The sequence below is a fragment of the Nesterenkonia sandarakina genome, assembly GCF_013410215.1.
Lineage (GTDB): Bacteria > Actinomycetota > Actinomycetes > Actinomycetales > Micrococcaceae > Nesterenkonia > Nesterenkonia sandarakina.
Window position 1 is genome coordinate 1,257,839 of sequence record NZ_JACCFQ010000001.1, and the last position, 25,650, is coordinate 1,283,488.

Sequence of the window (25,650 nt, forward strand, 5' to 3'; positions counted from 1 at the left end):
CATCAGACCTCTCAGCTGGAGCTGCAGCTGCGCCGTGCGAGCAGGGCAGCGAGCTCCGCGTGCACGTCGATGGTCTTCTTAAGTCGTGTCTGCGGGTCGAGGGTCAGCGCATTCCGGCGATCTGTCGCATGCCTCTGCTCCTGTCGCTTGCTGTGTCCACACGATCAGGCAAAACGGTGGGACGAACGCGTCAAGAATCCCGAGATTATTGCGTCGCAGTGCTGCCGAGATCGCTCTCGCCACGGGGGATGGCGCCTCTGCGGGCCTGGCGCCGTCCCGCCAGGAAGCCCGTGACCAGCAGCCCGATGAGGAGGAGGAGTATTCCTCCTGCGGTGATGGCCAGGGTGGCCCCTGAGGTGCCGGGTGAATAAGTGGTGTCAGTGAGTGGCGCGTAGGCGAACCAGCCGAAGGAGGCAACAGGACGTGTCATGGTCTGGATCAGGGCGGCGATGCCGGCGATCACAAGTCCTGCCGCGGCGACCCAGCCGAGCAACTCCCTGCGGGGTGCGCTTGGGCGTCCCGCGCGGCTCACGCGCAGCCCTGCCATGAACCCGGCCACCATCAGGCCGAACAGCACGACGACTGACGAGACCAGGTTCAGCCTGTGCGTCATCTCAGGAGCCCCGGGTATATATGCGCCGCCGAAGAGCGGCACCGGAGCGATATAGGCGAAGTCGGTCGAGAGGCTCCTGATGACTAAGAGTGCACCGACGCCGGTGAGCACGAGTCCCGCCGCGGCCACCCACCCGATCAGTTCCCTGCGCGAGGCTTCCATGCCCTGATCGTAGCGAGGCCCCCGCCGACCAGGCAGAGGCTCGCGGCCACCGCGGCCAGCACCGCCGGATTCCAGCTTCCCTGCACCAGCCCGAACCCGGCTGAGCCGACCGCCTGCCCTGTGGCGAGGGCGATGAACAGCACCGAGGTGCCCGCCCCGGCATGACCGGGCCACACGCGCCGCGCCCAGAGGATCAGCACCCCGGAGAGCGCCATGTACCCCGCGCCGAAGATCGCCATGCTGGCGTAGGCAGCCGCGCCGGAGTCCCCCAACAGCGCCCAGGCCAGGACCCCGCTGGCGACCGCGAGCACGCCGGCGGTGACGCCGAAGCCGGCAGGCTCACCCAGGCGTGTCACCAGCACTCCGGTGAAGCTGCCAAGCAGTCCGCCGGCGCCCAGCGCGATCCAGAGCCAGCCCACCTGCGCGGCGGCCACCACCTCGGACTCAGACGCCAGCAGCGGTCCGAAGGTCCAGATCAGTGCCGAGCCCGCCCCGACGACGACGGCGGCGGTGCCCGGGAGCAGCAGCTTCCGCCAGACGAGCCTCGCCGTCGTCGACGCTTGCCGATCCGGGCCCTCGCCCATGCCTGGCTGCGAGCCGCCCCCGGTGCGTGCAGCCGCACCCAGGTCCGTGCGTCCGTGGAGCGGCAGGATCACAGCCGCCGCGGCGGCGGCGGAGAGTCCGGCCATGACCACCCAGGCTGATCCGACCGAGGGGGCGGAGAACGCCACCAGCCCAGCGCCGATCACACCCACGCCCGTGCCGGTGTTCACCACTGACTGCGCCGTGGCACGCGCCCCTCGGGCGACCACGGCGTCGATCACCGGAACCAAGGCCGGGGAGGCGAAGCCCCCGCCCATGCCTGCGATCACCACCGAGGTGATGAAGAACAGCGGCTCCGACGCCAGCGCCACCCCCAGGGACCCCAGGGTCGCGGTGCTCCCGGCAAGCACCAGCCCGGCCCGCGGCCGTCGATCCACCAGCCGGCCGGCGATCACCGCCGCGAGCGAGTAGGCCAGGAACTGGGCCGCCGCCGCAGCACCGAGCACCTCGATGAGTTCCGGCCGCTCCTGGGCCAGTCTCGGCGCGAAGAGTCCCACGCCGAAGCGCGCCATCCCATACGTCGCGGCGATCAGAAGCATTCCTGCCACCGCCACCCCGAGCCCGGATCGGTGTGCAGACGAGCTCGCGATGTCCCGCCTCGCGGGGCGGGCAGAGCGTCGAGTGGTGTCCAGCATCGTGGTCCTCCGAAGGGTGGTCAGGCAAGGTATAACGAACGTTTCAGTGAAGTGAACGTTATACTATCCTCATGGCCAATCCACAGCTCACCCGGACGCGGATCCTCGACGCAGCAGAGCGGCTGTTCTTCCAGGAAGGGATCACCACCACCGGTGTGGACCGGGCGGCGGCCGCTGCCGGGGTCTCGATCGTGACTCTGTATAAGCACTTCGGCTCCAAGGACAACCTGCTGCGTGAGATCCTCGCCCGCCGACTGCAGGACTGGAGCGCCCATTGGGAGGCGGCTGTGGAGGCGGCCGGATCACCGCGGGAACGCGTGCTCGCCATCTTCACCGGGATCGAGACCTTCCGCGCCGCAGCGGGGGAGACGCAATGGTGCTGCTTCCTCGCCACCGCCTCGGAGCGCCCGGCTCCGGCCCCGGATGCGCAGGACCCGGTCTTCGAGCTGATCCGCCAGGACACCGCGATGGTCACCTCACGGCTGAGAACGCTGGCGGCTGAGGCCGACTGCCCCGACCCGGAGCTCGGCGCCGACTCGATCCTGCTGATCTACAACGGTGTGCTTGCCAGTCTCCTGCGTGGGGCTCCGGCGAAACCCCTGGCCTCGGCCCGGGCTGCCGCCGGGCTGATCGTCGATACCTGGACCGAATCCCCCGGCTCATCCTCGCCCGCTTCCTCCGCCGCGAGCTGAGGGTGCCCTGCGTGGGAATGGGCGCTCCATCGGTAGGGTTGATCCTTGGGAAATCGTCTTCAACGGCTGCCGTCTCGGACGGCCGGACGTCCTCGAATGGTTGGAGAACCTCATGAACATGTCCTCAGTCGCCCTGCGCGCCGTCCCCGGAGCCTTCATCCTCAACGCCGGAATCGGCAAGCTCAAGCTTGACGCCGAATCCGCAGCCGGCATGCAGGGCATGGCCGCCACCGGTGTGCCTGCGGTCAAGCAGCTCTCCCCGGAGCAGTTCGGCAAGGCCCTGGCCTGGGGTGAGATCGCACTGGGCAGCGCGCTGCTGGCTCCCTTCGTGAGCAACCGGGTCGCAGGCCTGGCGCTGGGCACCTTCTCCGCGGGCATGCTGAGCATGTACTTCCGCAACGAGGGCATGACCGAGTCCGACGGCGTCCGTCCCACCCAGGACGGCACCCCGCTGGCGAAGGACGCCTGGCTCGCCGCAATCGCCATGGCGCTGGTCAGCTCCGGGAAGAAGTCCCGCAAGAAGAAGTAGGCCGCGCTCCTGTGCGGGGAGACCCTTGCCTCCCCGCACGGGTGCCGCCAGTCGTCCCACCCGGGCGTCCCGCCCTCCGATCCCCGCATGCTGCCCTCATGTATGCCGCCCCCATGCATGCTGACCCCAGCAGAAAGCGATGTGTATGACCCGCGAGAAGCTGCTCCTGCTCGATTTCGACGGCACGCTCTGCCTCGGTGACGCCCCGGTCCTCTTCTACGCCGACCGTGTCGATGCGCTGCTCGCGGAGCGCGGCCACGCCGGCAGCTCCACCGGCAGCAGCGTCCACGAGGTCATCACGCGCGCCTTCGCGGAGAACTCTCTGCTGGTTCCAGAGATCACCTACGACGACGCCGGCGCCCCGCTCACCGTGGGCAGCGAGGCCACCCACGACGACGCCAAGGCACACCCGGTGTCCTGGCCGCTGCAGGACGGCTACCAGCTGGTCCAGCTGCTCGCACGCCAAGCCGGGCTGAGCGACGTCGACTCCGGGCGCGCCTTCCGCGCGGCACGCCAGGACCTGCTGGCCCACGGGCTCCAGAACACCGATGTGCACGCCCCTGCTGGGGCGCAGGAGCTGCTCGCCGAGGCCAGGCGGCGCGCCGTCGTCGTGCTGGTGACGAACTCACCGGCGGACGCGTTTGCGCCCTGGCTGCAGGCCCTGGGGCTCAGTGACGCCTTTGACCTGGTCATCAACGATGCCCGCAAGCCCCTCGGCATGCCTGCGGCACTCGAGCGGGCCCGGGCCGCCGGTGGGGCCGCCGCTGAGAACGGTGCCGCCGCCGCGCACCTGATCCCCCCGGAGCAGGTGCTCTCCGTGGGTGACATCTGGGCCAACGACCTCGAGCATGTCCACTATCTCGGTGGCAGAACCGTGCTGATCGACCGGTTCGGCACCGGCCTGGGCGCCCCGGATCACCGGGTGCAGGACTTCGCGGCCCTGCCGGAGGTTCTCGACGCCTGGACGCACAGCCCGGCCACGGTCTGAGCCGCACGTCTGCTCGGCGCACCCTGTTCATCATGTAATCTGCGTCACAGCAAGAATGCTGCTGTGTTAACAGTGCGTGACAGGTTGTCCAACGGACCGGTTCCAGGTTGGAGGGCGCAGAATGCGCGCCTTACAGTGAATCGTGGAATCGCGCGAGGTCAGCCGCGAGGATGGCGCTTCGGCGCTGGTGGCCGAGCGCGGGACTCTCCGGAATTCGTCGCACTTGAGGTGTGGCGGGACGCAGCACCGGGGCCGCCCTGCACCTTGATGAAGAGGAAATATCCCTATGCGTAAGAAGACTCTGTCCACGTTCGCTCTGGCGAGCGTGCTGACGCTGACCATGGCCGGCTGTGTGGCCGAAGAGGGCGGGACCGGCGGAGACGAGGAGGCCGAAGCCGGTGACTCCGAGGGCGCTGGCATCAGCAGCGTCGACGAGATCGTGATCGCCCTCGTCCCCTCCAACGACATCGACAACATCGTCGAGAGCGCCGAGCCGCTGGCCGAGGCGCTCAGTGACGCCCTCGACGGCTTCCCGGTCCGAGCAGAAGAGACTCAGGACTACCTCGGGGCCATCACCGCGATGCAGACCGGGGATGCTCAGGTCGTCATGTCAGGCCCCGTGGGCATGATCCAGGCCGAGGAACAGGCCGACGCCGTGCCGATCACCCAGTCGGTCCGCTACGGCTCCGACGTCTACGTGACCCAGTGGTTCACCAACGACCCGGACACCTACTGCATGGATGAGCCCGTCGACGTCCCCGACGATGACGGCAACACCATGCTGTTCTGCAACGGCACCGATGAGGCCGAGCCAGGCGCCGTCGGCGAGGAAGCCCTCGAGCTGATCGAACAGGGCACCACGGTCTCCTACGTGGACCAGGGCTCGGCCTCGGGCTACTACTACCCGGCCACCCAGCTCAACGACCTGCTCGGCTTCGCCCCCGGTGAGGGCGATATCGACGAGCAGTTCGCGGGCAGCCACGACAACTCCGTGCTCAACGTCTACAACGACAATGCGACCATCGGCACCTCCTTCGACGATGCCCGCGGCAACGTCGTGGAAGAGAACCCCGACGTGGGTGAAGAGGTCGTGGTCTTCGCCTGGGCCGGCCCGATCCCGAACGACGGCATCGTGGTCTCCTCCGAGTTCTCCGAAGAGGAGCAGCAGGTGCTCACCGATGCCTGGCTCGCCGTGGCAGAGGACGAGGACGGCCTGGCCGCCCTCGACGAGGTCTACGAGATCGAGGGCATGGTCGAAGCTGATCAGGAAGCACTCGACGGGGCTCGCCAGGTCTACAACGACTTCGGCGACGAGTGACCTCTAACTCCCCTTCGGAGAGGAAATAGTCCGCATTCCGTCGGCAGTCCGGGTGCGCAGCTCTTACGCTTGAGGCGTGAGCTGCGCACCCGGACCCGGCTAGGACACCAGATCATGATCACATTCGAGAACATCGACGTTGTCTACCCCAATGGCTTCAAGGGGCTGAGCAACGTCAACCTGCAGATCAACAAGGGCGAGTTCGTGGCCATCGTGGGGCTCTCCGGCGCGGGCAAGTCCACGCTGATCCGCACGGTCAACGGGCTGGTCCCGTTCACCTCGGGCACGCTGAGAGTCGGCGAGGAGGTCGTGGACCCGCGCAGCAAGGCCAAGCTGCGCCGGCTGCGCTCCCGGGTGGGGATGATCTTCCAGTCCTTCAACTTGGTCACCAGGGTCTCCGTGCTGAACAACGTGCTGGTCGGTCGCTCTGCGGAGACGCCCACCTGGCGGTCTCTGCTGGGCTGGTACCGGGCCGAGGACAAGGAGCTGGCGTTCCAGTCTCTGGAACGCGTCGGGATCGTGGACAAGGCGTATACCCGTGCTTCCTCACTCTCGGGCGGACAGCAGCAGCGCGTGGCCATCGCCCGCGTGCTGGCCCAGGACCCCGAGGTGATCCTGGCCGACGAGCCGGTCGCCTCCCTGGACCCGCCGACCGCGCACAAGGTGATGCGGGATCTGCGCCGGATCCAGCAGGAGCTGGGCATCACCACCATCGTGAACATGCACCACCTGGATCTGGCCCGCAGCTACGCAGACCGGATCATCGGGATGCGCGCCGGCGAGGTGGTCTTCGACGGTCCCGTGGAGGAGGCCACCGATGAGGTCATCGAAGAGGTCTACCAGCGCTCGCTGACCGCCGAAGATGTGGCCAGCGCCGCGGCGGCCCAGGGCTGACGCGTGGCCACCGCCTCCGCCGCACCCTCCACCCCCACCGAGGACCACCGATCCCCGGAAAGTCACGCACCCGCGATTCCAGTTGCGACTGCGCGCCCCGAGGCGCCCAGACCCAGCGGGCTGGTCTACCTCGGGCTGGTCGGGCTCGCCGTCCTCGCCTTCATCTTCTTCTGGGCCACACGGGATTCCGGGAGCGTCCTGCTGATCCCGTTGGGCTTCGTGACGCTCTGGGCGCCGCTGTACCCGGTGATCGGGCTGGCCGTGATGCTGCTGACGCTGGCCTTGTGCTTCAAGGCCAAGGTCGGCACCATGGGCGCCTTCGGGGTGCTGGCCTTCATCATCATGAGCTATTGGGCCGGTTCCACGGTGAACTTCACGCTGTTGGAGATCCCCAGCCGCTGGTCCAACGTCGAGCCCCGCCTGATGGCCTTCCTGGACCCGAACTGGAGCTACATCTGGACGGTTCGGGACCAGTGGCTGATCACGATGTCGATGGCCGTGGTGGCCACGCTGGTCGGCTGCGCCATCGGACTGGTGCTGGCCATGTTCGCCTCCCCGGTCTCCAGCCCGAACAAGGGAGTCTCGCAGGCGATCAAGGCCGTGAACTCGGTGGTGCGCTCCATCCCGGACGTCGGCTGGGCGCTGCTCTTCGTGGCCTTCATCGGCGGCACTGCCCACGGGCTGGGCCCGATGGCCGGGGTCCTGGCGCTGCTGATGTTCAACATCGGAATCGTGGCCAAGCTGCTGAGTGAGACCATCGACTCGGTGAACCCCGGACCGGTGGAAGCGGCCGACGCCGCCGGTGCGAACCTGACTCAGCGCAACCGGCTCGCGATCCTGCCCCAGGTGCTGCCGGGCTTCGTGTCCTACGGGCTCTACGTCTTCGAGCTGAACATCCGCGCCTCGGCAGCGCTGGGCATCGTCGGAGTGGGCGGCATCGGCTCGGCCATGATGCTGCAGCTGAACCGCTTCGCCTTCGAGAACGTCGCCGCCATCCTGATCGCGCTGATCGTCGTGGTGCTGCTGGTCGACATGTTCTCCATGTACATCCGGAGGAAGCTGCTGTGAACAAGAGACCGATCAACGCCGGGCCGGGCAGCGCCTCGCGCCCCGAGCACCAGCAGCCCGCCCAGAACTCGGAACCAGGCCAGCCGCGCTTCGCCCCGGACGCGCTGGACCGGCGCCCCGTGCGACCCTCCAGGCTCGGCTACAACGCCGGGATGCTGGCGGTGGGCATCATCTTCATCGCCGCGATCTACGGCACCGGCATGGACGCCCGCGCGCTGCTGGACCTGCCGGCGAGCATCATCCGATACGGCCAGCTCATGGCTGCCGGGGTCTTCCAGATCCCGGATGAGACCGTGGCCGGCTACTGGAGCCAGTCCTTTGACGCGATGTTCGAATCCGTGGCGATCGCCTGGGTCGGCACCATGGTCGGCGCGCTGTTCTCCCTGCCGCTGGGCTTCATGGCGGCGCGGAACATGTCCCCGCTGCCGGTCTACGTCGTGGTCCGCTTCATCCTCTCGGTGATCCGTGCGGTGCCCGAGATCATCTTCGCCATCGCGATCATGCTCCCGCTCTTCGGTTTCGGCTCCGGCGGCGGTGGAGCCCTGGCCGGGGCCATGGCGCTGGGCATCAGCTCCATCGGCACGCTCTCGAAGCTGATCTCCGAGGCCATCGAAGCGGTCGACGGCGGTCCCCTGGAGTCCTCCCGGGCCTCGGGCAGCAATCACCTGCAGCTGATCCGCTGGGCGGTGCTGCCCCAGGTGATGCCGGAGGTCATCGCGATCTGGCTCTACCGCTTCGAGGTCAACATCCGCGCCTCCGCGATCCTCGGTGTGCTGGGTGCCGGCGGCATCGGCTCGCTGCTCTCCACGGTCTTCGGCGCCCGCGACTGGGACCGGATCGGCATCGTGCTGGTCGTGATCATCTTGGTGACCATGGTGGTGGATCAGATCTCCGCGTTCATCCGGCACCGCGTGATCCATGGCCCCACGGTCCGCCACGGTGGGGGAGAGCCCCAGGAGGACGACGGCGGCGCCCCCGGTCCCGGCCCGGGCCCCGCCTCCCAGGCCGGCACATCGGTCGAGAAGGACCCGGCCCCGAAGTCGACTCGGGCCGCCGCCGGGCTCTGACTGAGATCCTCGCTGATGGAACCGGAGGAGCCCGTGAGGGCCGCCGCGGACGGCGAATTTCGTACAGGAATCTTGGCAGTAGGATGTGCCCATGAGCATCGTTGGTCAAAATTTGATGGAGCCGGAGCCCACGCTGCTCCCGGCCGAGCCCGAAGTCTCCGAATCCCTCGCCACCGGCGAGGAGCCCGTGGATCTCGCGGCGAAGCACCCGGAGTCCTCACTGGTCTGGGCGCTGCTCGCGGAGGACGCCCTGGATCAGGGTTACACCGTGGAGGGCTACGCCTACGCCCGGGTCGGCTATCACCGAGGCCTCGATACTCTGCGTCGCTCCGGCTGGCGCGGCGCCGGGCCCGTGCCGTGGAGCCATGAGCCCAACCGCGGCTTCCTGCGCGCCCTAGGCGCCCTGGGCCAGGCAGCCGCCGCGATCGGCGAGACCGCCGAGGTGGAGCGCATCACCACGCTGCTGCGCGACTGCGACCCCTCAGCACCCGAGGCGATCAGTCGAATTCGCTGACCCTGCGGTGCCCACGCTGAAGGGTTGTCCCCTCGATGGCTAAGCTCTACTTCCGCTACGGCGCCATGAACTCGGGCAAGTCCACCGGGCTGCTGCAGGCCGCGTTCAACTACGAGGAACGCGGCCAGCGGGTGCTGCTGGCAAAGCCTCAGGTCGACACCAAGGGCGAGGATGAGATCGTCTCCCGCCTGGGAGTGGCCCGCAATGTCGACTTCCTGATCCCGCCGCAGGCTGCGCTGCGCGAACTGGTGGCACAGCATGCGGCCGGGACCACTCCGGGAACGCTGCTCGATGACATGGAAGCCGAATCCGGGGCGCTGAACCGGCAGATCAAGCCAGTGGCCTGCCTGCTGGTCGATGAGGCCCAGTTCCTCACCCCGGCCCAGGTGGAGGACCTGCTGCGCATCGCCGTGCTCGACGACGTGCCCGTCCTGGCCTATGGCATCCGCACAGATTTTCGCACGGTGGCGTTCCCCGGCTCGGCCCGGCTGATGGACCTCGCGCACGCACTCGAGGAGCTCAAGACCATCTGCCGCTGCGGGCGCAAGGCGGTGTTCAACACGCGCCGGGCAGGGGAGGCGATCATCTTCGATGGTGATCAGGTGGCGATCGACGGAACCGACATCTGGTATGAGTCCCTCTGTGCCGCCTGCTATCTCCAGGCCTCCGGCGGCCGGCTGGGCTGAGTGGCGCCGCCGAGAATGTCAGGACCAATCCCCGTATTGGTTGACGTTGGTAGGATCTACAGGGACGCCTTTGCTGCTGCGGGTGCTCCCAGACCAGCTCAGCTCGGGAAAGGACTGCCATGCCGGCCATTGTGATCGTCGGAGCCCAATGGGGCGACGAAGGTAAGGGCAAAGCCACGGACCTGCTCGGTTCACGAGTCGACTATGTGGTGAAGCCCAATGGCGGCAACAACGCAGGCCACACCGTCGTCGTCGGCGGTGAGAAGTTCGAGCTCAAGCTCCTTCCCGCCGGCATCCTCTCCCCGAATGCCGTCCCGGTGATCGGCAACGGCGTCGTCGTGAACCTCGAGGCGCTCTTCCACGAGATCGACGGCCTCGAAGCCCGCGGCGCGGACACCTCCAGGCTGAAGATCTCGGCGAACGCCCACCTGGTGGCGCCATATCACCAGACCATGGACAAGGTCACCGAGCGATTCCTGGGCAAACGCGCCATCGGCACCACCGGTCGCGGCATCGGGCCCACCTATATGGACAAGGTTGCCCGCCTCGGTATCCGAGTCCAGGACATCTTCGATGAATCCATCCTGCGGCAGAAGATCGAGGGCGCGCTCCGGCAGAAGAACGAGCTGCTGGTGAAGCTCTACAACCGCCGCGCGATCGCCGTTGATGAGATCGCTGAGTACTTCCTGGACTTCGCCGAGCGGCTGCGGCCCATGGTCGTGGACACCACCATCCTGCTCAACGACGCGCTGGATCGGGACGAAGTGGTCCTGATGGAGGGCGGCCAGGCGACCTACCTCGACGTGGACCACGGCACCTACCCGTTTGTGACCTCGTCGAACCCGACGGCGGGCGGCGCGTCCGTCGGCTCCGGCATCGGCCCGACCCGGATCAAGCGCTCGATCGGCATCGTGAAGGCCTACACCACTCGCGTCGGTGCCGGCCCATTCCCGACCGAGCTCTTCGATGAGTGGGGGGAGTACCTGCAGAAGACCGGCGGGGAGTTCGGGGTCAACACCGGGCGTCCGCGGCGCTGCGGCTGGTACGACGCCGTGATGGCGCGCTACGCCTCCCGGATCAACGGTTTCACCGATTTCTTCCTCACCAAGCTCGACGTGCTCACCGGGATCGAGGAGATCCCGGTCTGCGTGGCCTATGAGGTCGACGGCGTGCGCCACGACGAGATGCCGATGACCCAGACCGAGTTCCACCACGCGAAGCCGGTCTTCGAGAACTACCCCGGCTGGACCGAGGACATCTCCGGTGCCCGGACGCTCGAAGACCTTCCGGAGAATGCGCGAAACTACGTGCTCGCACTCGAGAAGCTCAGCGGCTGCCGGATCTCCGGCGTCGGCGTAGGACCGGGACGCGATCAGACGATCGCGATCCACGACCTCATCGAGGACTGAGGCTCGCAGCGGCGCCCCCTTAGGGTGCTGGCGTTAGGGCGCTGGGCTGGTGAACATGTTCACCAGCCCAGCGCCTTTTTTGCGCTCTGATGCCGGCGAGTGTCGACGCGCAACATATGAATGACATTAATTATTTTCAGAAATATTCAGTTATCACTTGACGGGCACTCTGTTGAATGGTTTGGATGGGCAACAGTGGATTGATGAGGAATCCATTTTGTTCAACAACGTCAGAGGGTATAAAGCATTCACTCGCCTCGTCTTGATGCAGCAATGGCCGTATCTGGTCACGCATGAAGCGCCGAGAGGGTATTTACGGGGCGGGGAAACCTAGCAGAGGGGATCCCGTATGAGGGACGCACTAAGACAAGAACCCAGGCCCAGACCGCCCGGCCACCGGGCGCCCTGGCGACGTTGGACCGCCTACGCCTCCAGTCTGGCACTCGCCGCGGGGCTCACCATGGCAGGGACAGTGCCCGCCAGCGCTGCGCCGGAGGACGTATCCGAGGGTCTCGGCCAGTTCCTCGGTGGAGACGCGGCGGGACTGAATCTGGACGCCATCGTTGAGCTCCAGGGTGCCTATGCGGAGAATCCGAGCGGCACCAACCCTGTCTCGGCCAACCCGCTGAGCGCAGAGCTGCTGAACTCGGTCGGTGTGGACCTGGGCGGTTCATTGCAGTTGCTGGGTCCCAACGGAATTCTGCAGCTGGGCACGGTGAACCAGTTCGGTGAAGCCACCGATGAAGGCGATGCCCGAGCAGCGGCTGGCGCCGTCAGCGATCAGGGGGCGATCTCGGTGGGTGGTTCGGGAGGTTTCCCGGCCAACGCGGACCTGAACCTGACCCCGCTGCTCACCGGGACCGAGGCGGAGAGCATCCTCAGCGCGCTGAGCCTGAACCTCGGAGCTGTCTCATCCAGCGCTGAGCAGATCGACGGTGGTGCGGCCACCACCGACTATGACGTCGCCGGCGCGACGCTGAACTTCTCCAGCCCGCTGGTGGGAGCAATCTATGGGGATCTGCAGACCACCGTGGAAGAGCTTCAGACTGATGTCGCGGGCCTCTCGGAGTCCATCTCCGGCGGGCTGGCCAGCGTCGAGCTGGGTGGCGTTGCGACGCTCGACAGCGAAGTGACCGTGGTTCCGCCAGATCTCTCCGAGGTGCTCCCGGCTGAGGTCATCGGCACCAGCAGCGGCGTGACCGTGGATCTGACCAGCGGCGCGGTCACCGTGGATCTCGCGGCGCTGCTCGCGGCCAACCCCGAGCTGCCCGACCTGAACAACCTGGGGCCGAATTCGCCTCTGCTGAGCGCTGGAGTGACCGCGGCGATCGCGGACGGCATCACCCAGGCGGTGACCGACGCGGTCTCCCCCGTGGTGGCGAATCTTGAGAACGCGATCCAGGCAGCGAGCGTCGACGTCGATGTCACCATTGACGCTCTGCTCATCGGCGAGATCGCGGTCACCCTTGATGCCACGGTCCAGGAGCTGCTGGCAGGCGAGGCCACCGCGGTCTTCGCGGATGACCAGGAGGGCCTCGTCGAGGAACTCGTGTCAGCTCTTGGGCTGGGCAGCCCCGATGACCTCCTGAACTCGATCGTCAACGCCGTGACCGGCAGCCTCGGGTCAGCAGTCGATGGGGTCATCGATGCCGAGGACACCCTCGACGAGATCACCGGTTCGCTGGCCGCCGAGGTGGTGGGACCGGTTCTCACCCTGGTGAACGAGCTCGTCGCCGTCACAGTCAACGTCCAGCCCGCCACCGGGGACCTGGGTGGGGCTTCGACCACGGTCCGCGCCCTCCAGATAGGGGTGCTGCCTGCGGCGCCGCTGGCCACGGTCAACCTGGCTTCCTCCACCGTGCGCGGAACAGACGTTCCAGCCATTGGACCTTCGATCGGTGTGCAGCCTTCCGAGGTGGAGCAGGGCTCTTCCACGACTGTCACCGGTGAGGGGTTTGCTCCTGAGGAGTCGGTGACGGTGAGCATCCCGGGTGTTGATGGTGGTGATCCGGTGGCGGTGGAGACCACGACGAACGCTGAGGGTGAGTTTGAGGTGGATCTGCCGGTGCCGGGGGATTACCCGACCGGTGATGTTCAGGTCACGGCGGAGGGTGCGCAGTCGCAGACTCCGGCCACGGCTGGTCTGGTGGTTCTCGCTCCGGGTGAAGACGGAGACGACGATGATGATGATGATGCCGACGCGGGGGAGTTTGATACCGCGATCGGTGTGGCGCCTTCCGAGGTGGAGCAGGGCTCTTCCACGACTGTCACCGGTGAGGGGTTTGCTCCTGAGGAGTCGGTGACGGTGAGCATCCCGGGTGTTGATGGTGGTGATCCGGTGGCGGTGGAGACCACGACGAACACTGAGGGTGAGTTTGAGGTGGATCTGCCGGTGCCGGGGGATTACCCGACCGGTGATGTTCAGGTCACGGCGGAGGGTGCGCAGTCGCAGACTCCGGCCACGGCTGGTCTGGTGGTTCTCGCTCCGGGTGAAGACGGAGACGACGATGATGATGATGCCGACGAAGCCGAGGTGGACCCCTCGTTGGGCGTCGAGCCTGACAGCGCAGCGCCCGGTGACGAAGTCACCATCGAGGGTGATGACTTCGTGCCCGGCTCGACTGTGGACATCGTCATCACCGATGAGGACGGCGACGTCATCGGCACGATTGAAGATGTCCAGGTCGATGAGGACGGCGAGTTCAGCCAGGACTGGACGGTGCCCGAGGGCACCGATCCGGGGGATCTCACCATCATTGCTGAGGACGATGAAGGAAACAGTGCCGAGGCGATCCTCGTCATCGTTGACGGCACCGGGCCTGACGGCGACGACGGGCCCGACGGTGACAACGGGGCCGATGGCGACAACGGTGCTGGCGGCGACGACGATGGGGCCCTCGATCCAGGGGTCTCCATCGATCCGGACGCTGCCGAACCGAGCGAGACCGTGACCATCGAGGGTGATGACTTCACCCCGGGAGGCACGGTGATCATCGAGATCGTGGACGAGGGTGGCAACACCGTCGGGACCATCGACGATGTTCAGGTCGGTGACGATGGATCGTTCGTCGTGGACTGGACGCTCCCAGCTGACCTGTCCCCAGGTCAGCTTGTCGTCACCGCAACCGATGACGCCGGCAACGCGGGCAGCGGCATCCTCGATGTCCTGGACCGGGATGGTGCTGGCGGCGTCCGAGACGGTGACGGCGATGCCACCCCGGCAGGAGCCGGTGACGGGTCTGATCGATCCGGTGGGCTTGCCGCCACAGGCGCCACAGTGGCGACCTTCGGGGTGATCGCGCTCGTGCTCACCTTGCTCGGCGCGGGCCTCTACATGGTCTCCCGTCATCGCCGTCTCGCGGAGGGAGAGTGACACCGCGCAGCGACGCCAGTCCACGTCAGCACGCCGTGACGGCGTGGACTGAGCGCACGGTCTAGGGCGATCCCGCGCCGCCTGATGGCGGGCAGCGCAGTGCCAGGGGCGGCCCCACCATCAGGTGGGGCCGCCCCCGCTGTTGATGGCCAGGCGCCGTGCGCGGCGCAGTACAACCGAGAATTCTCCTCCGGCGCCGGGATCATCGATCCGTTCTCCACCGAGGCGGCGCAGGAGAACGGCATCGGCGTGACTAGAGGCGATGACTATCAAGACCTCCACGTCGGTGGCGCGGGGGAGGTGATGGCGCGGTTGCGGATCCTCAGGGACCTCAGTGCCTCCCGCTGCCCTGGTGGGCGCTCGTGCTCGGCCTCGCGCTGCTTCTGCAGATGATCTGTCTCTCAAGGGCCAAGGGACGGGAAAAACCTGGCGCAGTGGCGATCAGAGATTCTTCACACTGACTCCACTCTTTTTCGCGAAGACCTCTATTCGATGTGAAGTCTGCACCGTAATCTGATTCACACGCGCTTGTTTCTATGAAGAGGGGTCTCTCAATGGAACATCACCGTCACCCGCGGGCTCCGAGAAGGCGTGAGCCCAGATGAGGACCGAGGCTGCCAGCACCTTCAACATCTTGGTGGTCTGCACCGGGAACGTCTGTCGCTCTCCCCAGGCCGCACAGCTGCTCCAGGCCGAGGCCGAACAGGCCGGAGAACCCTGGCGCTCCACGGTGCGTATCACCAGCGCGGGGACCCGAGCCCTGGTGGGCTCGCCCATGGACGAACCCGCGGCTGCGCTGTCCAGCAAGTTCGGTGCCGCGGCCACCGAGCACACCGCCAGGCAGCTGGACACGGCGATGATCGAGGACGCCGACCTGGTGCTCTGCATGGCGCGGGAACACCGCAGCGCCGTGGTGCGCTCGGTGCCGCGGGCCTCGCGGAGGACGTTTCTGCTGACCGAGTTCGTCGACCTCCTTCAAGGCCTCCGAGAAGCCTCTGGCCGACAGCCTGAGTCCCTGCAGCCGGTCGGCGCGCCGGCGGAACTGGCAGACCAGCTGCGCCGAGGGGTGGAACGAGTCGCCGCCCAGCGCGGGATGATCCCACCCCGAGACCCGGAGACCGTCGACGTGGTCGATCCCTACCAGCGCAGCCCCAAGATCTACCGGGAATCCGCGGAACAGGTCCGTGCGGCCATCGCTGGGATCCATCGGTCCCTGCACGCACTCACCCGGGGCGTGGCCAGATAGCCACACCCCGCGGCCGGTGCGCCGGGGCCGGTGTGCCCGGGCCGCGCACGCTCAGTGGTCCAGGATCTGCCGCTTCGCGGAGATGACGCCGGTGTTGAAGCCTGAGAGGTGCAGGTTGCCGTGGAAGCGGCCGTGCTCGATCTTGATGCAACGGTTCTGCACCGCGTTGAGCCCCGCGTCCTGGGCCAGCTGCATGGCTGACTCGGATTCGATCCCCAGCTGCGCCCAGATGGTCTTCGCGCCGATCTCAGCCGCCTCCTCCGCGATCCCGGGGACGTCCTCGGCGCGACGGAAGATGTCCACGATGTCGGGGACCTCCGGGAGGTCCTTCAACGAGGCGTAGACCGGCTGACCCAGCACCTCCTTGAGCCGCGGGTTCACGAAGTAGACCGTGTAGCTCGAAGAGCTCAGCAGATAGGTGGCTACGAAGTAGCTGGCCCGGGCTGGCTTGTCCGACATGCCCACGATCGCCACAGACTTCGCGCTGCGCAGCAGCTGCAGCCGGCGGGAGGGCGACGGCGCCTCCCAGCGCCCATGGGGATGTTCGGCCGTGGCGTCGTCGTCGTGCTGCAATGTCTGCTCGCTCATCACTTGTCTCCTTCGACTGCGGTGCTCAGCGCCGTCTCCAGCGCCTGGTCAAGGTCCCAGATGATGTCATCCACATCCTCGATCCCCACCGAGATGCGGATCAGATCCTCCGGGATCCCGGCCGCGCTCATCTGCTCCGGGGAGAGCTGCTGGTGGGTGGTGGATCCCGGATGCAGGATCAGGGTGCGCACATCTCCCACATTGGCCAGGTGGCTGGCCAGCTGCAGAGACTCGATGAACCGGGCCCCGGCCTCGCGGCCCCCGCGGATCCCGAAGCTGAACACCGAACCGACGCCCTTGGGCAGCATCTCCTTGGCCCGGTCGTGATCGGCATGGGAGGGCAGCCCGGCGTAGTTCACGTAGTCCACGCGGTCATCGGCCTCGAGCCACTCTGCGACCTTCTGGGCATTGGCCACATGCTCATCGATCCGCTGCGGCAGCGTCTCGATGCCCTGGATCAGGTTGAACGCCGCCTGCGGGCCCAGCGAGGGCCCGATGTCGCGCAGCTGCTCGGCGCGCAGCTTGGTCAGGAACCCGTACTCCCCGAAGTTGCCCCACCAGGAGAGCCCGCCGTAGGAGGCCACCGGTTCGGTCATCGCAGGGAAGTTCCCGTTGTCCCAGGGGAACGTCCCGGACTCCACGACCACCCCGCCCAGCGTGGTGCCGTGGCCGCCCATGAACTTGGTGACCGAGTGGATCACGATGTCCGCGCCGTGTTCGAAGGGACGGATCAGGTACGGGGTGGTCAAGGTTGAGTCCACCACCAGCGGCACGCCGTGCTTATGCGCGACCTCGGAGAGTCCGCGCAGGTCAGCGATGTCCGAGCTGGGGTTCGCGACCACCTCGGTGTAGAGAACCTTGGTGTTCTCCTGCATCGCGGCCTCGTAGTCCGCCGGCTCCAGGGAGTCCACGAAGGTGGTCTCGATCCCGAACCGGCGCAGCGTGACGTCGAGCTGGGTGATGGTGCCGCCGTAGAGCTTGGAGCTGGCCACGATGTGGTCCCCGGATCCGCAGAGCGCGGCGAAGACCAGGAACTCGGCGCTCATCCCGGAGGCGGTGGCCACCGCACCGATGCCGCCCTCCAGGGAGGCTACCCGCTCCTCCAGCGCCGAGACCGTGGGGTTGCCGATCCGGGAGTAGATGTTCCCGTACTTCTGCAGCGCGAAGAGGTTCGCGGCGTCGTCGGTGTCCTTGAACACGAAGGAGGTGGACTGGTGGATGGGCACGGCACGCGATCCATAGACGGCATCGGGGACGGCCCCGGCGTGCAGGGCGCGGGTGCGGAAGCCGAACTGGCGATCGCTCATGTAGCTACCTCTTCTCTCCTCGGCGCGGTTCCGCGCCGTTGGCAGATCTCTTCGATTCTCGGGACACAGGGTTCATTCTGCAGGCTCGTGGTGTCTCCCAGGGTCTCCCCGTCATGGAGCTGGGTCAGCAGCCGGCGCATGATCTTCCCGGAGCGGGTCTTGGGGACCTCCGGAACCGGGATGACGGTGCGCGGCTTCGCGACCGGGCCGATCACCTCGCCCACGTGGTGGCGCAGCACGCGCAGCAGCTCCGCCTCGGACTCACTGCCCGTGCCTCCGGCGGAGTCCAGACGCTGTTGTGCGGCGGTGGTCAGCACGGTGAAGGCGACGGCTGCGTGTCCGGTCATGGGGTCGAAGACCGGGCAGACCCCGGCCTCGACCACGTCCGGGTGGGAGACCAGCGCGGATTCGATCTCGATGGTGGAGAGTCGGTGACCGGAGATGTTGATGACGTCATCGATCCGGCCCAGGATCCAGATGTCCCCGTCGGCGTCCTTCCGCGCCCCGTCCCCGGCGAGGAACCAGCCCTGCTGCGCGTACTTCTCCCAGTAGGAGCTGAAGTAGCGTTCCGGGTCTCCCCAGACGGTCCGCGCCATCGAGGGCCCGGTGTGGGTGAGCACGATGTTTCCCTGCTCCCCGCTGGGCACCGAGTCGCCCGCCTCGTCGACGACGGCGGCGCCCCAGCCGGGCAGCTCGCGGGTCGCCGCTCCGGGCTTGAACCTGGAATCTTCCGGGCGCGGGGAGAGCACCGTGGACCCGGATTCGGACTGCCACCAGGTGTCCACCATGGGCAGGGCAGGCTGGCCGGCGTCGTCGGTGGTGTCCCGGCCGATCTCGCGGCGGATCCAGTGCCAGGCCTCCGGGTTCACGGCCTCGCCCACGGTGCCGGCGAGCCGGATGGAGGAGAGGTCATAGTGTGCCGGGACGCCGTCGGGGAACCAGCCCATGAGTGAGCGGACCAGGGTCGGCGCGGTGTAGTAGGTGGTGACCTTGTGGCGTTCGATGATCTCGAAGTGCCGGCCCTCATGCGGGGTGTTCGGGGTGCCTTCAAAGATCACCTGGGTGGCCCCGGCCGCCAGGGGCCCGTAGATCTCATAGGTGTGTGCGGTGACCCAGGCCAGGTCGGCGGTGCACCAGTGGACGTCCTGCGTGCGCCGGGCCGGATCCGGGTGGGCGAAGAGCCGCAGATAGGTGTAGAGCGCGCCGGTGAGGTAGCCCCCGGTGGTATGCACCAGGCCCTTGGGCTTGCCGGTGGTCCCGGAGGTGTACATGATGAACAGCTCGGTCTCGGCGTCGAAGAACTCCGGGGTGTGCTCGGTGGAGGCGGTCTCCACCACCTCGTGCCACCAGAGGTCCCGTCCGGGGGTCCACTCCACGTCCGAGTCGGTGCGGTTGATCACCAGGACGTGTTCCAGGTTGCCGCCGTGTGCAGCGCCCGCCTCGGCGACGGCGGCATCAGCGTTGGCCTTCACCGGCACGGCCTTGCCGCGGCGGAACTGGCCATCTGTGGTGACCAGCAGCTTCGCCCCGGTGTCCTCCACCCGGAACTTCAGCGCCTCGGCGGAGAATCCGCCGAACACCAGCGAGTGCACCGCGCCGATCCGGGCGCAGGCCAGGGTGATCACGATGGTCTCCACCAGCACCGGCAGGTAGATCACCACCCGGTCGCCACGGGTGATGCCCATCGAGGTCAGGGCGTTCGCCGCCTGGTTGACCCGGCGGCCCAGCTCCGCGTAGCTGACGTCCTCGCGGTCCCCAGGCTCGCCCTCGAAGTGCAGCGCGATCCGCTCGCCGTGCCCGGCGGCGACGTGACGGTCCACGCAGTTCACCGCCGCGTTGAGAGTCCCGCCCTGGTACCAGGCGATCTCCGGACCGCGCCGGGTGACCGGGTTCGGTGGGGTCCAGGAGTGCGTCTGGTGCCAGGGTGCGGCCCAGTCCAACAGGTTCGCCGCCGCGGACCAGAAGGCCAGGCGCTCGTCCTCGTTCTGCGGGTCCGCCCAGGCGTGCACATCGGCGCTCAGCGGGTCAGCGGGCACCGGGGTATTCGGAAGTGGGGTCACCAAAGGTCCTTCTGCTCAGCTCAGGGAGGTCAGGGTCTTGAACTCGTGCTGGTGGAAGACCAGCCCTGCAGCACCCTCGGTGAAGCCCAGGTCCAGGATCTCGAGCACGATGATGTCGTGGTCCCCGGCGCGGACCTGGTCGTAGATCCGGGTGCGCAGCCACATCGGGACGCCGTCGAGCAGCAGCGCCGAGCCCTGGAGCTGGTAGTCCACTCCGGTGAAGCGGTTCGCCCGGTCCTTCGAGGCGATCTGTCGGCACAGTCCGTTCTGGTCGCGGCCCAGCACCGAGATGCCCAGTTCGCCTCCGCTGCGCTCAAGCTTCGGCCAGGTGGAGGAGTTGTGCTGCACCGCCAGGGTGACCAGCGGCGGGTCGAGCGAGACGCCCACCGTGAAGGTGGAGGCGATGATCGCCTCGGGTGCTCCGTCCACCTCGGCGCCCACGGCGACGATTCCCTGCGGGAACTGCGCCAGGGCATGACGCAGCGCGAAGGAATCAACGCGGGACGCGGCGGTGGGGTTTTCCAGGGTGCGTGCGGGAACAGACATGCAGATCAACTCCATCGGTCCTGGCGTTAGCACCCGGCGTGTCCGGGTTGCTGCGGCGTCTCTGAGCCAGATCTCTCAGCCGCTCGGGATGGTGACGGGTCAACGCTACGCGGGCTTCCGCCGACCAGCAAGAATTGCTCGCACTGTGAGACGCCGGATGACATCCGCATCGTGGGGCAGGACTCTGGGTGTCGGATGAACACACTGTCGCCCCCGGCTGTCAGGGCGCACAGCGTTCAACGATATGCACCGCCTCCCTGATGGTCGCCGCCGCGGCGGATCGCAGGTGTGCGGCGTCGTTGCGACTTGACGGGTGCGTCCCTGCGCCGTCTATATTTAGCGTCATCACCATCCAGAGCGACTGAGGGATCTGGCCCGTCGACGTCGCAGCAACCCGGACACGCCGGGTGCTAACGCCAGAACCGATGGAGGATCGAATGAACATTCAACTGCCTGTGCCCCACGATCTGCGCGAGACCATTGCCCGTGTCGGGCTGCGCGCCCTCGACCGCGAGCGCAGCCGTGAACTGGCCCGCAGCGAGGTCAGTGACCTCGTCGTGGCCGGCATCGGTCGACTGCGTCTGCCGCGCTCGGTCGGGGGATTCGGCCTGGACTGGGTGGCCAGCACGGAGATCCTGCTGGAGCTCGCCGCCCAGGACAGCAACATCCCACAGGTGCTGCGGGGGCACTTCGCAGTGCAGGAGGACCTGCTGTGGCGGGCCGATGCCGAGTCCGATGCCGCACCCGAAGCCCGGGACCTCGTCCGGCGCTGGCTCGCGCGGATCGCGGCGGGGGAGCTGGTCGGCAACGCCTGGACCGAGCCGGGCAAGGGCGGCTTCCACCAGTCCGGCACTGTGGTCAGCGAGTCCACCGACGGGCACGTGGTCAACGGGGTGAAGTACTACACCACCGGCGCGATCTTTGCGGATTGGCTCGATGTCACCGCCAGGGACGCCGCGGGCCACGAGCTTGCGGTGCTGATGCGCCGGGACCAGCCAGGGGTGGAGATCGACGACGACTGGGACGGCTTCGGTCAGCGCACCACCGGTTCTGGCACCGCTCGGCTGAGTGACGCCGTGGTAGAGGAGGCCGAGTTGCGCGGACTGAACGATCGGTTCCCCTACCAGACCGCGCTCTACCAGCACTTCCTGCTGATCGTGCTCGCCGGGGTCTCCGAGGCCGCCGCCCGCGATGCCGCGGCATTGCTGCATGAGCGCTCGCGGACTTTCTCCCACGCCAATACCCGCACTCCGCGCACGGATCCACAGCTGCTCCAGGCTGTCGGAGAGATCGATGCGGTGGCGGCGCTGGCGCGGGCGCAGGTCCTCGCGACCGCGGCGAGCTTGGATGCCGCCTTCGCCGCTCGGAGCAGCACCGAGGACGCCCAGATCGAGGCCGCCAATGCGGTGGAGCTCGCCACCGGTCGTGCCCAGGTGGCGCTGCACCGCCCCGTGCTGGAGGCCCTCACCCGGATCTTCGATGTCCTGGGCGCCTCCGGGGTAAGCCAGTCGCGCAGCCTGGACCGGCACTGGCGCAACGCGCGGACTGTCACCAGCCACAACCCCTGGGTCTATAAGGCTCGGATCGCGGGGGACCACCGGGTCAACGGCACCGCACCGGTCAGGCTGTGGAGCGTCGGCGAGCCCGACGCTGCGCAGACGCCTTCGGCTGAGGTCCCGCCAGGCGCACCGGAGAAGGTCACACCGGGTGCCTGATCTGCCCTCCCTGGTCCGGCGCCCGGTGTAGATCCTCGAGCGCGGCCCCCACGCCCAGGCACCGATCAGCCTCTGCCCGCCGCGCCACTCCGTCAGACCGCCACTCCGCTATTTCGCCACATCACTATGACGCCACTCCGCCCCGCCCCGAACGCCCGAACCCCAAGGAGAACCACGAATGACCTACCCGAGAGCCGAATCCGGCAAGCGCGAGATCCTCTTCAACGCCTTCGACATGAACTGCGTGGTGCACCAGTCCCCGGGCCTGTGGCGGCACCCGGAAGACCGCGCCCGGGAGTACAACACCATCGGGTACTGGACCGAAGTGGCGCAGATCCTGGAACGCGGACTCTTCGACGGCCTGTTCATCGCCGATGTGCTGGGCCCCTATGACGTCTTCGGCTCGAACCCGGAGGCCGCGCTGCGCTCCGGGGCGCAGATCCCGCTGCAAGATCCGTTCCTTCTGGTCTCCGCGATGGCCGCGGTCACCAAGAACCTGGGCTTCGGGATCACCGCCGGCACCGCTTACGAACACCCCTACCCCTTCTCCCGCCGCCTGGGCACCCTGGATCACCTCACCGGCGGCCGAGTGGGCTGGAACGTGGTCACCGGCTATCTGCCCTCGGCCGCGCAGAACATGGGTCAGGACGATCAGATGGAGCACGATCGCCGCTACGACCACGCCGATGAGTACCTCGACGTGGTCTATAAGCTCCTCGAAGGCTCCTGGGAGGACGACGCCGTGCTGGCCGACAAGGCCTCAGGGGTGTTCACCGACCCGAACAAGGTGCACCGGATCGAACACCACGGCGAGTTCTTCAAGACCCCCGGGATCGGCGTGGTGGAGCCCTCCCCGCAGCGCACCCCGGTGATCTACCAGGCGGGCGCCTCCAGCCGAGGCCGCGCCTTCGCCGGCAAACACGCCGAGGCGGTGTTCATCAATCCGCCCACCAAGGAGCTGGCCAAAGCCTCGGTGGCCAAGATCCGTGCTTCCGTGGCGGAGGCCGGACGTGACCCCTACTCGGTGCGGATCTTCGCGATGCAGACCATCGTCACCGGTGAGGACAACGCCGCCGCGCAGGCCAAATACGAGGACCTCACCCGCTACATCGACGCCGAGGGCGGACTGGTGCTGATGTCGGGCTGGATGGGCATCGATCTGAGCCAGTTCGACCTCGACCAGCCCATCGGAGACGTGAAGTCCAACGCCATCCAGTCCACGGTGGAGACCTTCCAGAAGGCCTCCGGCCGAGAGGACGAGGTCTGGACCGTCCGGCAGCTCGCCGAGTGGGTCGGCGTCGGCGGCTTCGGCCCGGTCATCATCGGCGACGGCCCGACCGCAGCCCAGCAGCTGATCGAGTGGCAGGAGGAGACCGATGTGGACGGGTTCAACCTGGCCTACCACATCACCCCTGGAACCTTCGAGGATGTGGTGGAGCATGTGGTGCCCGAGCTGCAGCGACTCGGCCGCTATAAGACCGAGTATGCCCCGGGCACGCTGCGCAATAAGCTCTTCGGTGCCGGAGATCACCTGCCCGCCGAGCACCACGGCGCGCAGTTCCAGCTGCGCCGCAAGGGCTGAGCACCCACCCCAGGACGCAAAATACCGGGGCTTCCGCGTCATACCTGGCAGACGGTGTGGCCGGTAGAGCGCGGAAGCCCCGGTAAAACGCGCGAACGGGGGAGTGGAGCTAGGCCCAGGTCTTCAGGGCCTTGCGCTCGAGGACCCCGAGCAGGGTGTCGGTGAGCTTGCCCAGCAGGGCCAGCAGCACGATGGCCAGCAGCAGCCGGTCGGTGCGCCCGTTGTTCTGTGATTCCGTGAGCAGGAAACCGAGTCCCTCGGCGGCGGCGAGCAGCTCGGCGGCGACCAGGAAGAGCCACGCCTGGGCCAGTCCCAGACGCAGCCCGGAGAACACGCTGGGCACCACGGCCGGCAGCTGAACGGTGCCCAGCAGCCGGATCCCGTGGAACCCGAAGGCGCGGCCGGCCTCGACCAGCTGCGCGTCCACGTGCCGCAGCGCGGAATGGATCGCGGTGAACACCGGGAAGAACGCGCCGATCGCGATCAGGATGACCTTCGAATCCTCTCCGATACCCACCCAGAGCAGCAGCAGCGGCACCCAGGCCAGCGACGGCACGGCGCGGAAGGCTCCGACCGTGGGGTTCAGCAGCTTGTCCGCGATGGAGGACAGGCCCAGCAGAGAGCCGAGCGCCAGGCCCAGGGCAGCACCGATCCCGAAGCCGATCAGCACCCGCTGCAGCGAGATCCCGACGTGTTCAAAGAGGTCGCCGGAATCGAAGAGTCCGATCCCCGCCGTGAGGACCGCCTGCGGGGGAGGCAGCTGGATCGCAGTGAAGGTGCCGGTGACCTCGGTGACCAGCCACCAGAGTCCCAGCAGCAGCACCGGGACGATGGCGCCGATCAGCAGCCCGCCACCGCGGAGTCCGCGCCGGGTGCGTCGCGCGGGCGCGCCGGAGGGTGAGTATCCAGGCTGCGCTTCTGGTGCTGCGAGAATCGTGCTGCTCACTCGTCCTCCTCGATGTCAGCCTCGTCGGCGGCGTTCTCGGTGCCCTCGGCGTCGGTGGCCTCGATGTTCTCGGCGAACTCGGTGTAGAACAGCGAGTCCAGGGCTTCGTCCACCGCCTCCTGGCTGTCCACGTCGCCGTTCTCCACGAAGAACGGTCCGGCGGCCTCCATGGCGGCGTAGACGTCCTCACCGGGCACCGGGTCCACCTCGAAGTTGGTGCGTTCGGTGATGACCGCCTCGGCGATCTCCAGCTCGATCCCGGCGTACTCGGCGAGGATCTCGGCGGTGCCCTCCGGGTTCTCGGTGGCCCATTCCCGGGCCTGTTCGTAGACGTTGACCACGATCTGCGCGACGTCGGGGTGGTTCTCCACGAAGTCTCCGGTGGCATTGATGACCGAATACGTGTTGAAGTCCACGTTGCGGTAGAGCAGCTCTGCACCCTCGGCCTCGGCGCCGGCCATGATCGGATCCAGCCCCGCCCAGGCATCGACGTCGCCGTTCTCCAGAGCCTGCCGGCCATCGGCGTGCTGCAGCGCCTGGACCTCGACGTCGTCCACGCTGAGCCCGGCCTCCTGCAGGGCACGCGCCATGAAGAAGTAGGGGTCGGTGGCCAGCGTCGCCGCGATGGAGGCGCCCTCGAGGTCCTCCACGGACTCGATGTCAGAGCCCTCCTGGGTGACCAGGGCGGACCATTCGGGCTGGTTCTCGATCAGGATCGTGTGGGTATCGGCCCCCACGGCGCGGTTCAGCAGCGCGGCCGAGCCGGCGGTGGAGCCGACATGGATGTTTCCTGCCCGCAGGTTCTCGTTCGCGCGGTTCGAACCCTGGGACTGCACCCACTGCACGTCCACATCGAGTTCCTCGAGCTCTTCCTCCAGCCAGCCGTTCTCCAGGATGATCAGGCTCAACGGGTTATATGTGGCGAAGTCTATGTTCAGCGTCTCCAGCTGCTCACCCTCCCCGCCGTCACCGCTGCAGGCGGTGGCGAGCAGCGCGACGGCGGCGGCCATGGAGACCGCCTTCAGCGAGGTGCGAGTAGAACGGGGTGCGCGGGAAACGGCGGGGCTGGGCATGAGGGTGGCCTTTCGGTTCTTCAGTGATGGACAAGA

22 protein-coding genes and 2 riboswitches are annotated in these 25,650 nt (G+C 67.5%); of the genes, 14 read left to right on the plus strand and 8 right to left on the minus strand.

Annotation, left to right across the window (positions count from 1 at the left end; translation table 11 throughout):
* Nucleotides 1–205: 205 nt before the first annotated feature.
* Together HNR11_RS05890 and HNR11_RS05895 are read right to left on the minus strand one after the other, a co-directional pair.
* The gene (locus HNR11_RS05890; protein ID WP_179441522.1) at nt 206–775 is read right to left on the minus strand and encodes a hypothetical protein; all 570 of its coding nucleotides are present in this window, start codon (nt 773–775) and stop codon (nt 206–208) included.
* A complete protein-coding gene (locus HNR11_RS05895; protein WP_179441523.1) occupies nt 751–2,013 on the minus strand; it encodes an MFS transporter in 1,263 nt (420 codons plus the stop codon). The genes HNR11_RS05890 and HNR11_RS05895 overlap by 25 nt, the downstream gene beginning before the upstream one ends.
* 71 nt (nt 2,014–2,084) lie before the next feature.
* Between HNR11_RS05895 and HNR11_RS05900 the strand changes: the two genes are divergently transcribed.
* The 12 genes from HNR11_RS05900 (at nt 2,085) to HNR11_RS05955 (ending at nt 15,797) form a co-directional block, all read left to right on the plus strand.
* Nucleotides 2,085–2,705: a TetR/AcrR family transcriptional regulator gene (locus tag HNR11_RS05900; protein ID WP_179441524.1), complete on the plus strand. Its 621-nt coding sequence runs from the start codon at nt 2,085–2,087 to the stop codon at nt 2,703–2,705.
* Between the two features lie 112 nt (nt 2,706–2,817).
* Nucleotides 2,818–3,234 (plus strand): hypothetical protein, encoded by a 417-nt coding sequence (locus tag HNR11_RS05905; protein ID WP_179441525.1) that lies wholly within the window; start codon nt 2,818–2,820, stop codon nt 3,232–3,234.
* Between the two features lie 145 nt (nt 3,235–3,379).
* On the plus strand, nt 3,380–4,222 hold the full coding sequence (locus HNR11_RS05910; RefSeq protein ID WP_179441526.1) for an HAD family hydrolase: 843 nt from the start codon (nt 3,380–3,382) through the stop codon (nt 4,220–4,222).
* A gap of 286 nt (nt 4,223–4,508) precedes the next feature.
* Nucleotides 4,509–5,540, plus strand: a complete 1,032-nt coding sequence (phnD, locus tag HNR11_RS05915) for a phosphate/phosphite/phosphonate ABC transporter substrate-binding protein (protein WP_179441527.1) — start codon at nt 4,509–4,511, stop codon at nt 5,538–5,540.
* 114 nt (nt 5,541–5,654) lie between these two features.
* The gene (gene phnC, locus HNR11_RS05920; protein ID WP_179441528.1) at nt 5,655–6,434 is read left to right on the plus strand and encodes a phosphonate ABC transporter ATP-binding protein; all 780 of its coding nucleotides are present in this window, start codon (nt 5,655–5,657) and stop codon (nt 6,432–6,434) included.
* 3 nt (nt 6,435–6,437) lie between these two features.
* Nucleotides 6,438–7,502 (plus strand): phosphonate ABC transporter, permease protein PhnE, encoded by a 1,065-nt coding sequence (gene phnE, locus HNR11_RS05925; RefSeq protein WP_179441529.1) that lies wholly within the window; start codon nt 6,438–6,440, stop codon nt 7,500–7,502.
* On the plus strand, nt 7,499–8,569 hold the full coding sequence (phnE, locus tag HNR11_RS05930) for a phosphonate ABC transporter, permease protein PhnE (RefSeq protein ID WP_343050599.1): 1,071 nt from the start codon (nt 7,499–7,501) through the stop codon (nt 8,567–8,569). Before phnE (HNR11_RS05925) ends, phnE (HNR11_RS05930) begins: the two co-directional genes overlap by 4 nt.
* 91 nt (nt 8,570–8,660) lie before the next feature.
* Nucleotides 8,661–9,083 carry a DUF3151 domain-containing protein gene (locus HNR11_RS05935; protein ID WP_179441530.1) on the plus strand — a complete coding sequence of 141 codons (423 nt, stop codon included), beginning with the start codon at nt 8,661–8,663 and terminating at the stop codon, nt 9,081–9,083.
* Nucleotides 9,084–9,118: 35 nt separating this feature from the next.
* Nucleotides 9,119–9,769 (plus strand): thymidine kinase, encoded by a 651-nt coding sequence (locus HNR11_RS05940; RefSeq protein WP_179441531.1) that lies wholly within the window; start codon nt 9,119–9,121, stop codon nt 9,767–9,769.
* Nucleotides 9,770–9,888: 119 nt separating this feature from the next.
* Complete coding sequence (locus HNR11_RS05945) at nt 9,889–11,178, plus strand: adenylosuccinate synthase (protein ID WP_179441532.1); 1,290 nt, start codon at nt 9,889–9,891, stop codon at nt 11,176–11,178.
* Nucleotides 11,179–11,638: 460 nt separating this feature from the next.
* Nucleotides 11,639–14,551 carry a choice-of-anchor G family protein gene (locus HNR11_RS05950; protein ID WP_179441533.1) on the plus strand — a complete coding sequence of 971 codons (2,913 nt, stop codon included), beginning with the start codon at nt 11,639–11,641 and terminating at the stop codon, nt 14,549–14,551.
* A gap of 601 nt (nt 14,552–15,152) precedes the next feature.
* Nucleotides 15,153–15,797 carry an arsenate reductase/protein-tyrosine-phosphatase family protein gene (locus HNR11_RS05955; protein ID WP_179441534.1) on the plus strand — a complete coding sequence of 215 codons (645 nt, stop codon included), beginning with the start codon at nt 15,153–15,155 and terminating at the stop codon, nt 15,795–15,797.
* Nucleotides 15,798–15,848: 51 nt separating this feature from the next.
* Here the strand turns inward: HNR11_RS05955 and HNR11_RS05960 are convergent, their stop codons facing one another.
* The 4 genes from HNR11_RS05960 to HNR11_RS05975 are packed head-to-tail and all read right to left on the minus strand — an operon-like array spanning nt 15,849 to nt 20,298.
* On the minus strand, nt 15,849–16,385 hold the full coding sequence (locus tag HNR11_RS05960; protein ID WP_083504686.1) for a CoA-binding protein: 537 nt from the start codon (nt 16,383–16,385) through the stop codon (nt 15,849–15,851).
* Nucleotides 16,385–17,692, minus strand: a complete 1,308-nt coding sequence (locus HNR11_RS05965; protein ID WP_179441535.1) for an O-acetylhomoserine aminocarboxypropyltransferase/cysteine synthase family protein — start codon at nt 17,690–17,692, stop codon at nt 16,385–16,387. The genes HNR11_RS05960 and HNR11_RS05965 overlap by 1 nt, the downstream gene beginning before the upstream one ends.
* Nucleotides 17,689–19,713 carry an acetate--CoA ligase gene (acs, locus tag HNR11_RS05970; protein WP_246310546.1) on the minus strand — a complete coding sequence of 675 codons (2,025 nt, stop codon included), beginning with the start codon at nt 19,711–19,713 and terminating at the stop codon, nt 17,689–17,691. The genes HNR11_RS05965 and acs overlap by 4 nt, the downstream gene beginning before the upstream one ends.
* A gap of 54 nt (nt 19,714–19,767) precedes the next feature.
* Complete coding sequence (locus tag HNR11_RS05975; protein WP_179441537.1) at nt 19,768–20,298, minus strand: flavin reductase family protein; 531 nt, start codon at nt 20,296–20,298, stop codon at nt 19,768–19,770.
* A gap of 8 nt (nt 20,299–20,306) precedes the next feature.
* A riboswitch (SAM riboswitch) is annotated at nt 20,307–20,393 on the minus strand.
* A 250-nt stretch (nt 20,394–20,643) separates the two neighbouring features.
* Nucleotides 20,644–20,730: riboswitch (SAM riboswitch) on the plus strand.
* Between the two features lie 5 nt (nt 20,731–20,735).
* On the opposite strand from HNR11_RS05975, the gene HNR11_RS05980 reads away from it, so the two are divergent.
* Both HNR11_RS05980 and HNR11_RS05985 read left to right on the plus strand, forming a co-directional pair.
* Nucleotides 20,736–22,013, plus strand: a complete 1,278-nt coding sequence (locus tag HNR11_RS05980) for an acyl-CoA dehydrogenase family protein (protein WP_179441538.1) — start codon at nt 20,736–20,738, stop codon at nt 22,011–22,013.
* Nucleotides 22,014–22,191: 178 nt separating this feature from the next.
* Nucleotides 22,192–23,595, plus strand: a complete 1,404-nt coding sequence (locus tag HNR11_RS05985; protein WP_179441539.1) for an LLM class flavin-dependent oxidoreductase — start codon at nt 22,192–22,194, stop codon at nt 23,593–23,595.
* 109 nt (nt 23,596–23,704) lie between these two features.
* Here HNR11_RS05985 and HNR11_RS05990 read toward each other — a convergent pair whose 3' ends face one another.
* Nucleotides 23,705–24,541 carry an ABC transporter permease subunit gene (locus HNR11_RS05990; RefSeq protein WP_179441540.1) on the minus strand — a complete coding sequence of 279 codons (837 nt, stop codon included), beginning with the start codon at nt 24,539–24,541 and terminating at the stop codon, nt 23,705–23,707.
* Nucleotides 24,538–25,614 (minus strand): aliphatic sulfonate ABC transporter substrate-binding protein, encoded by a 1,077-nt coding sequence (locus HNR11_RS05995; protein ID WP_179441541.1) that lies wholly within the window; start codon nt 25,612–25,614, stop codon nt 24,538–24,540. Before HNR11_RS05995 ends, HNR11_RS05990 begins: the two co-directional genes overlap by 4 nt.
* Nucleotides 25,615–25,650: the final 36 nt, after the last annotated feature.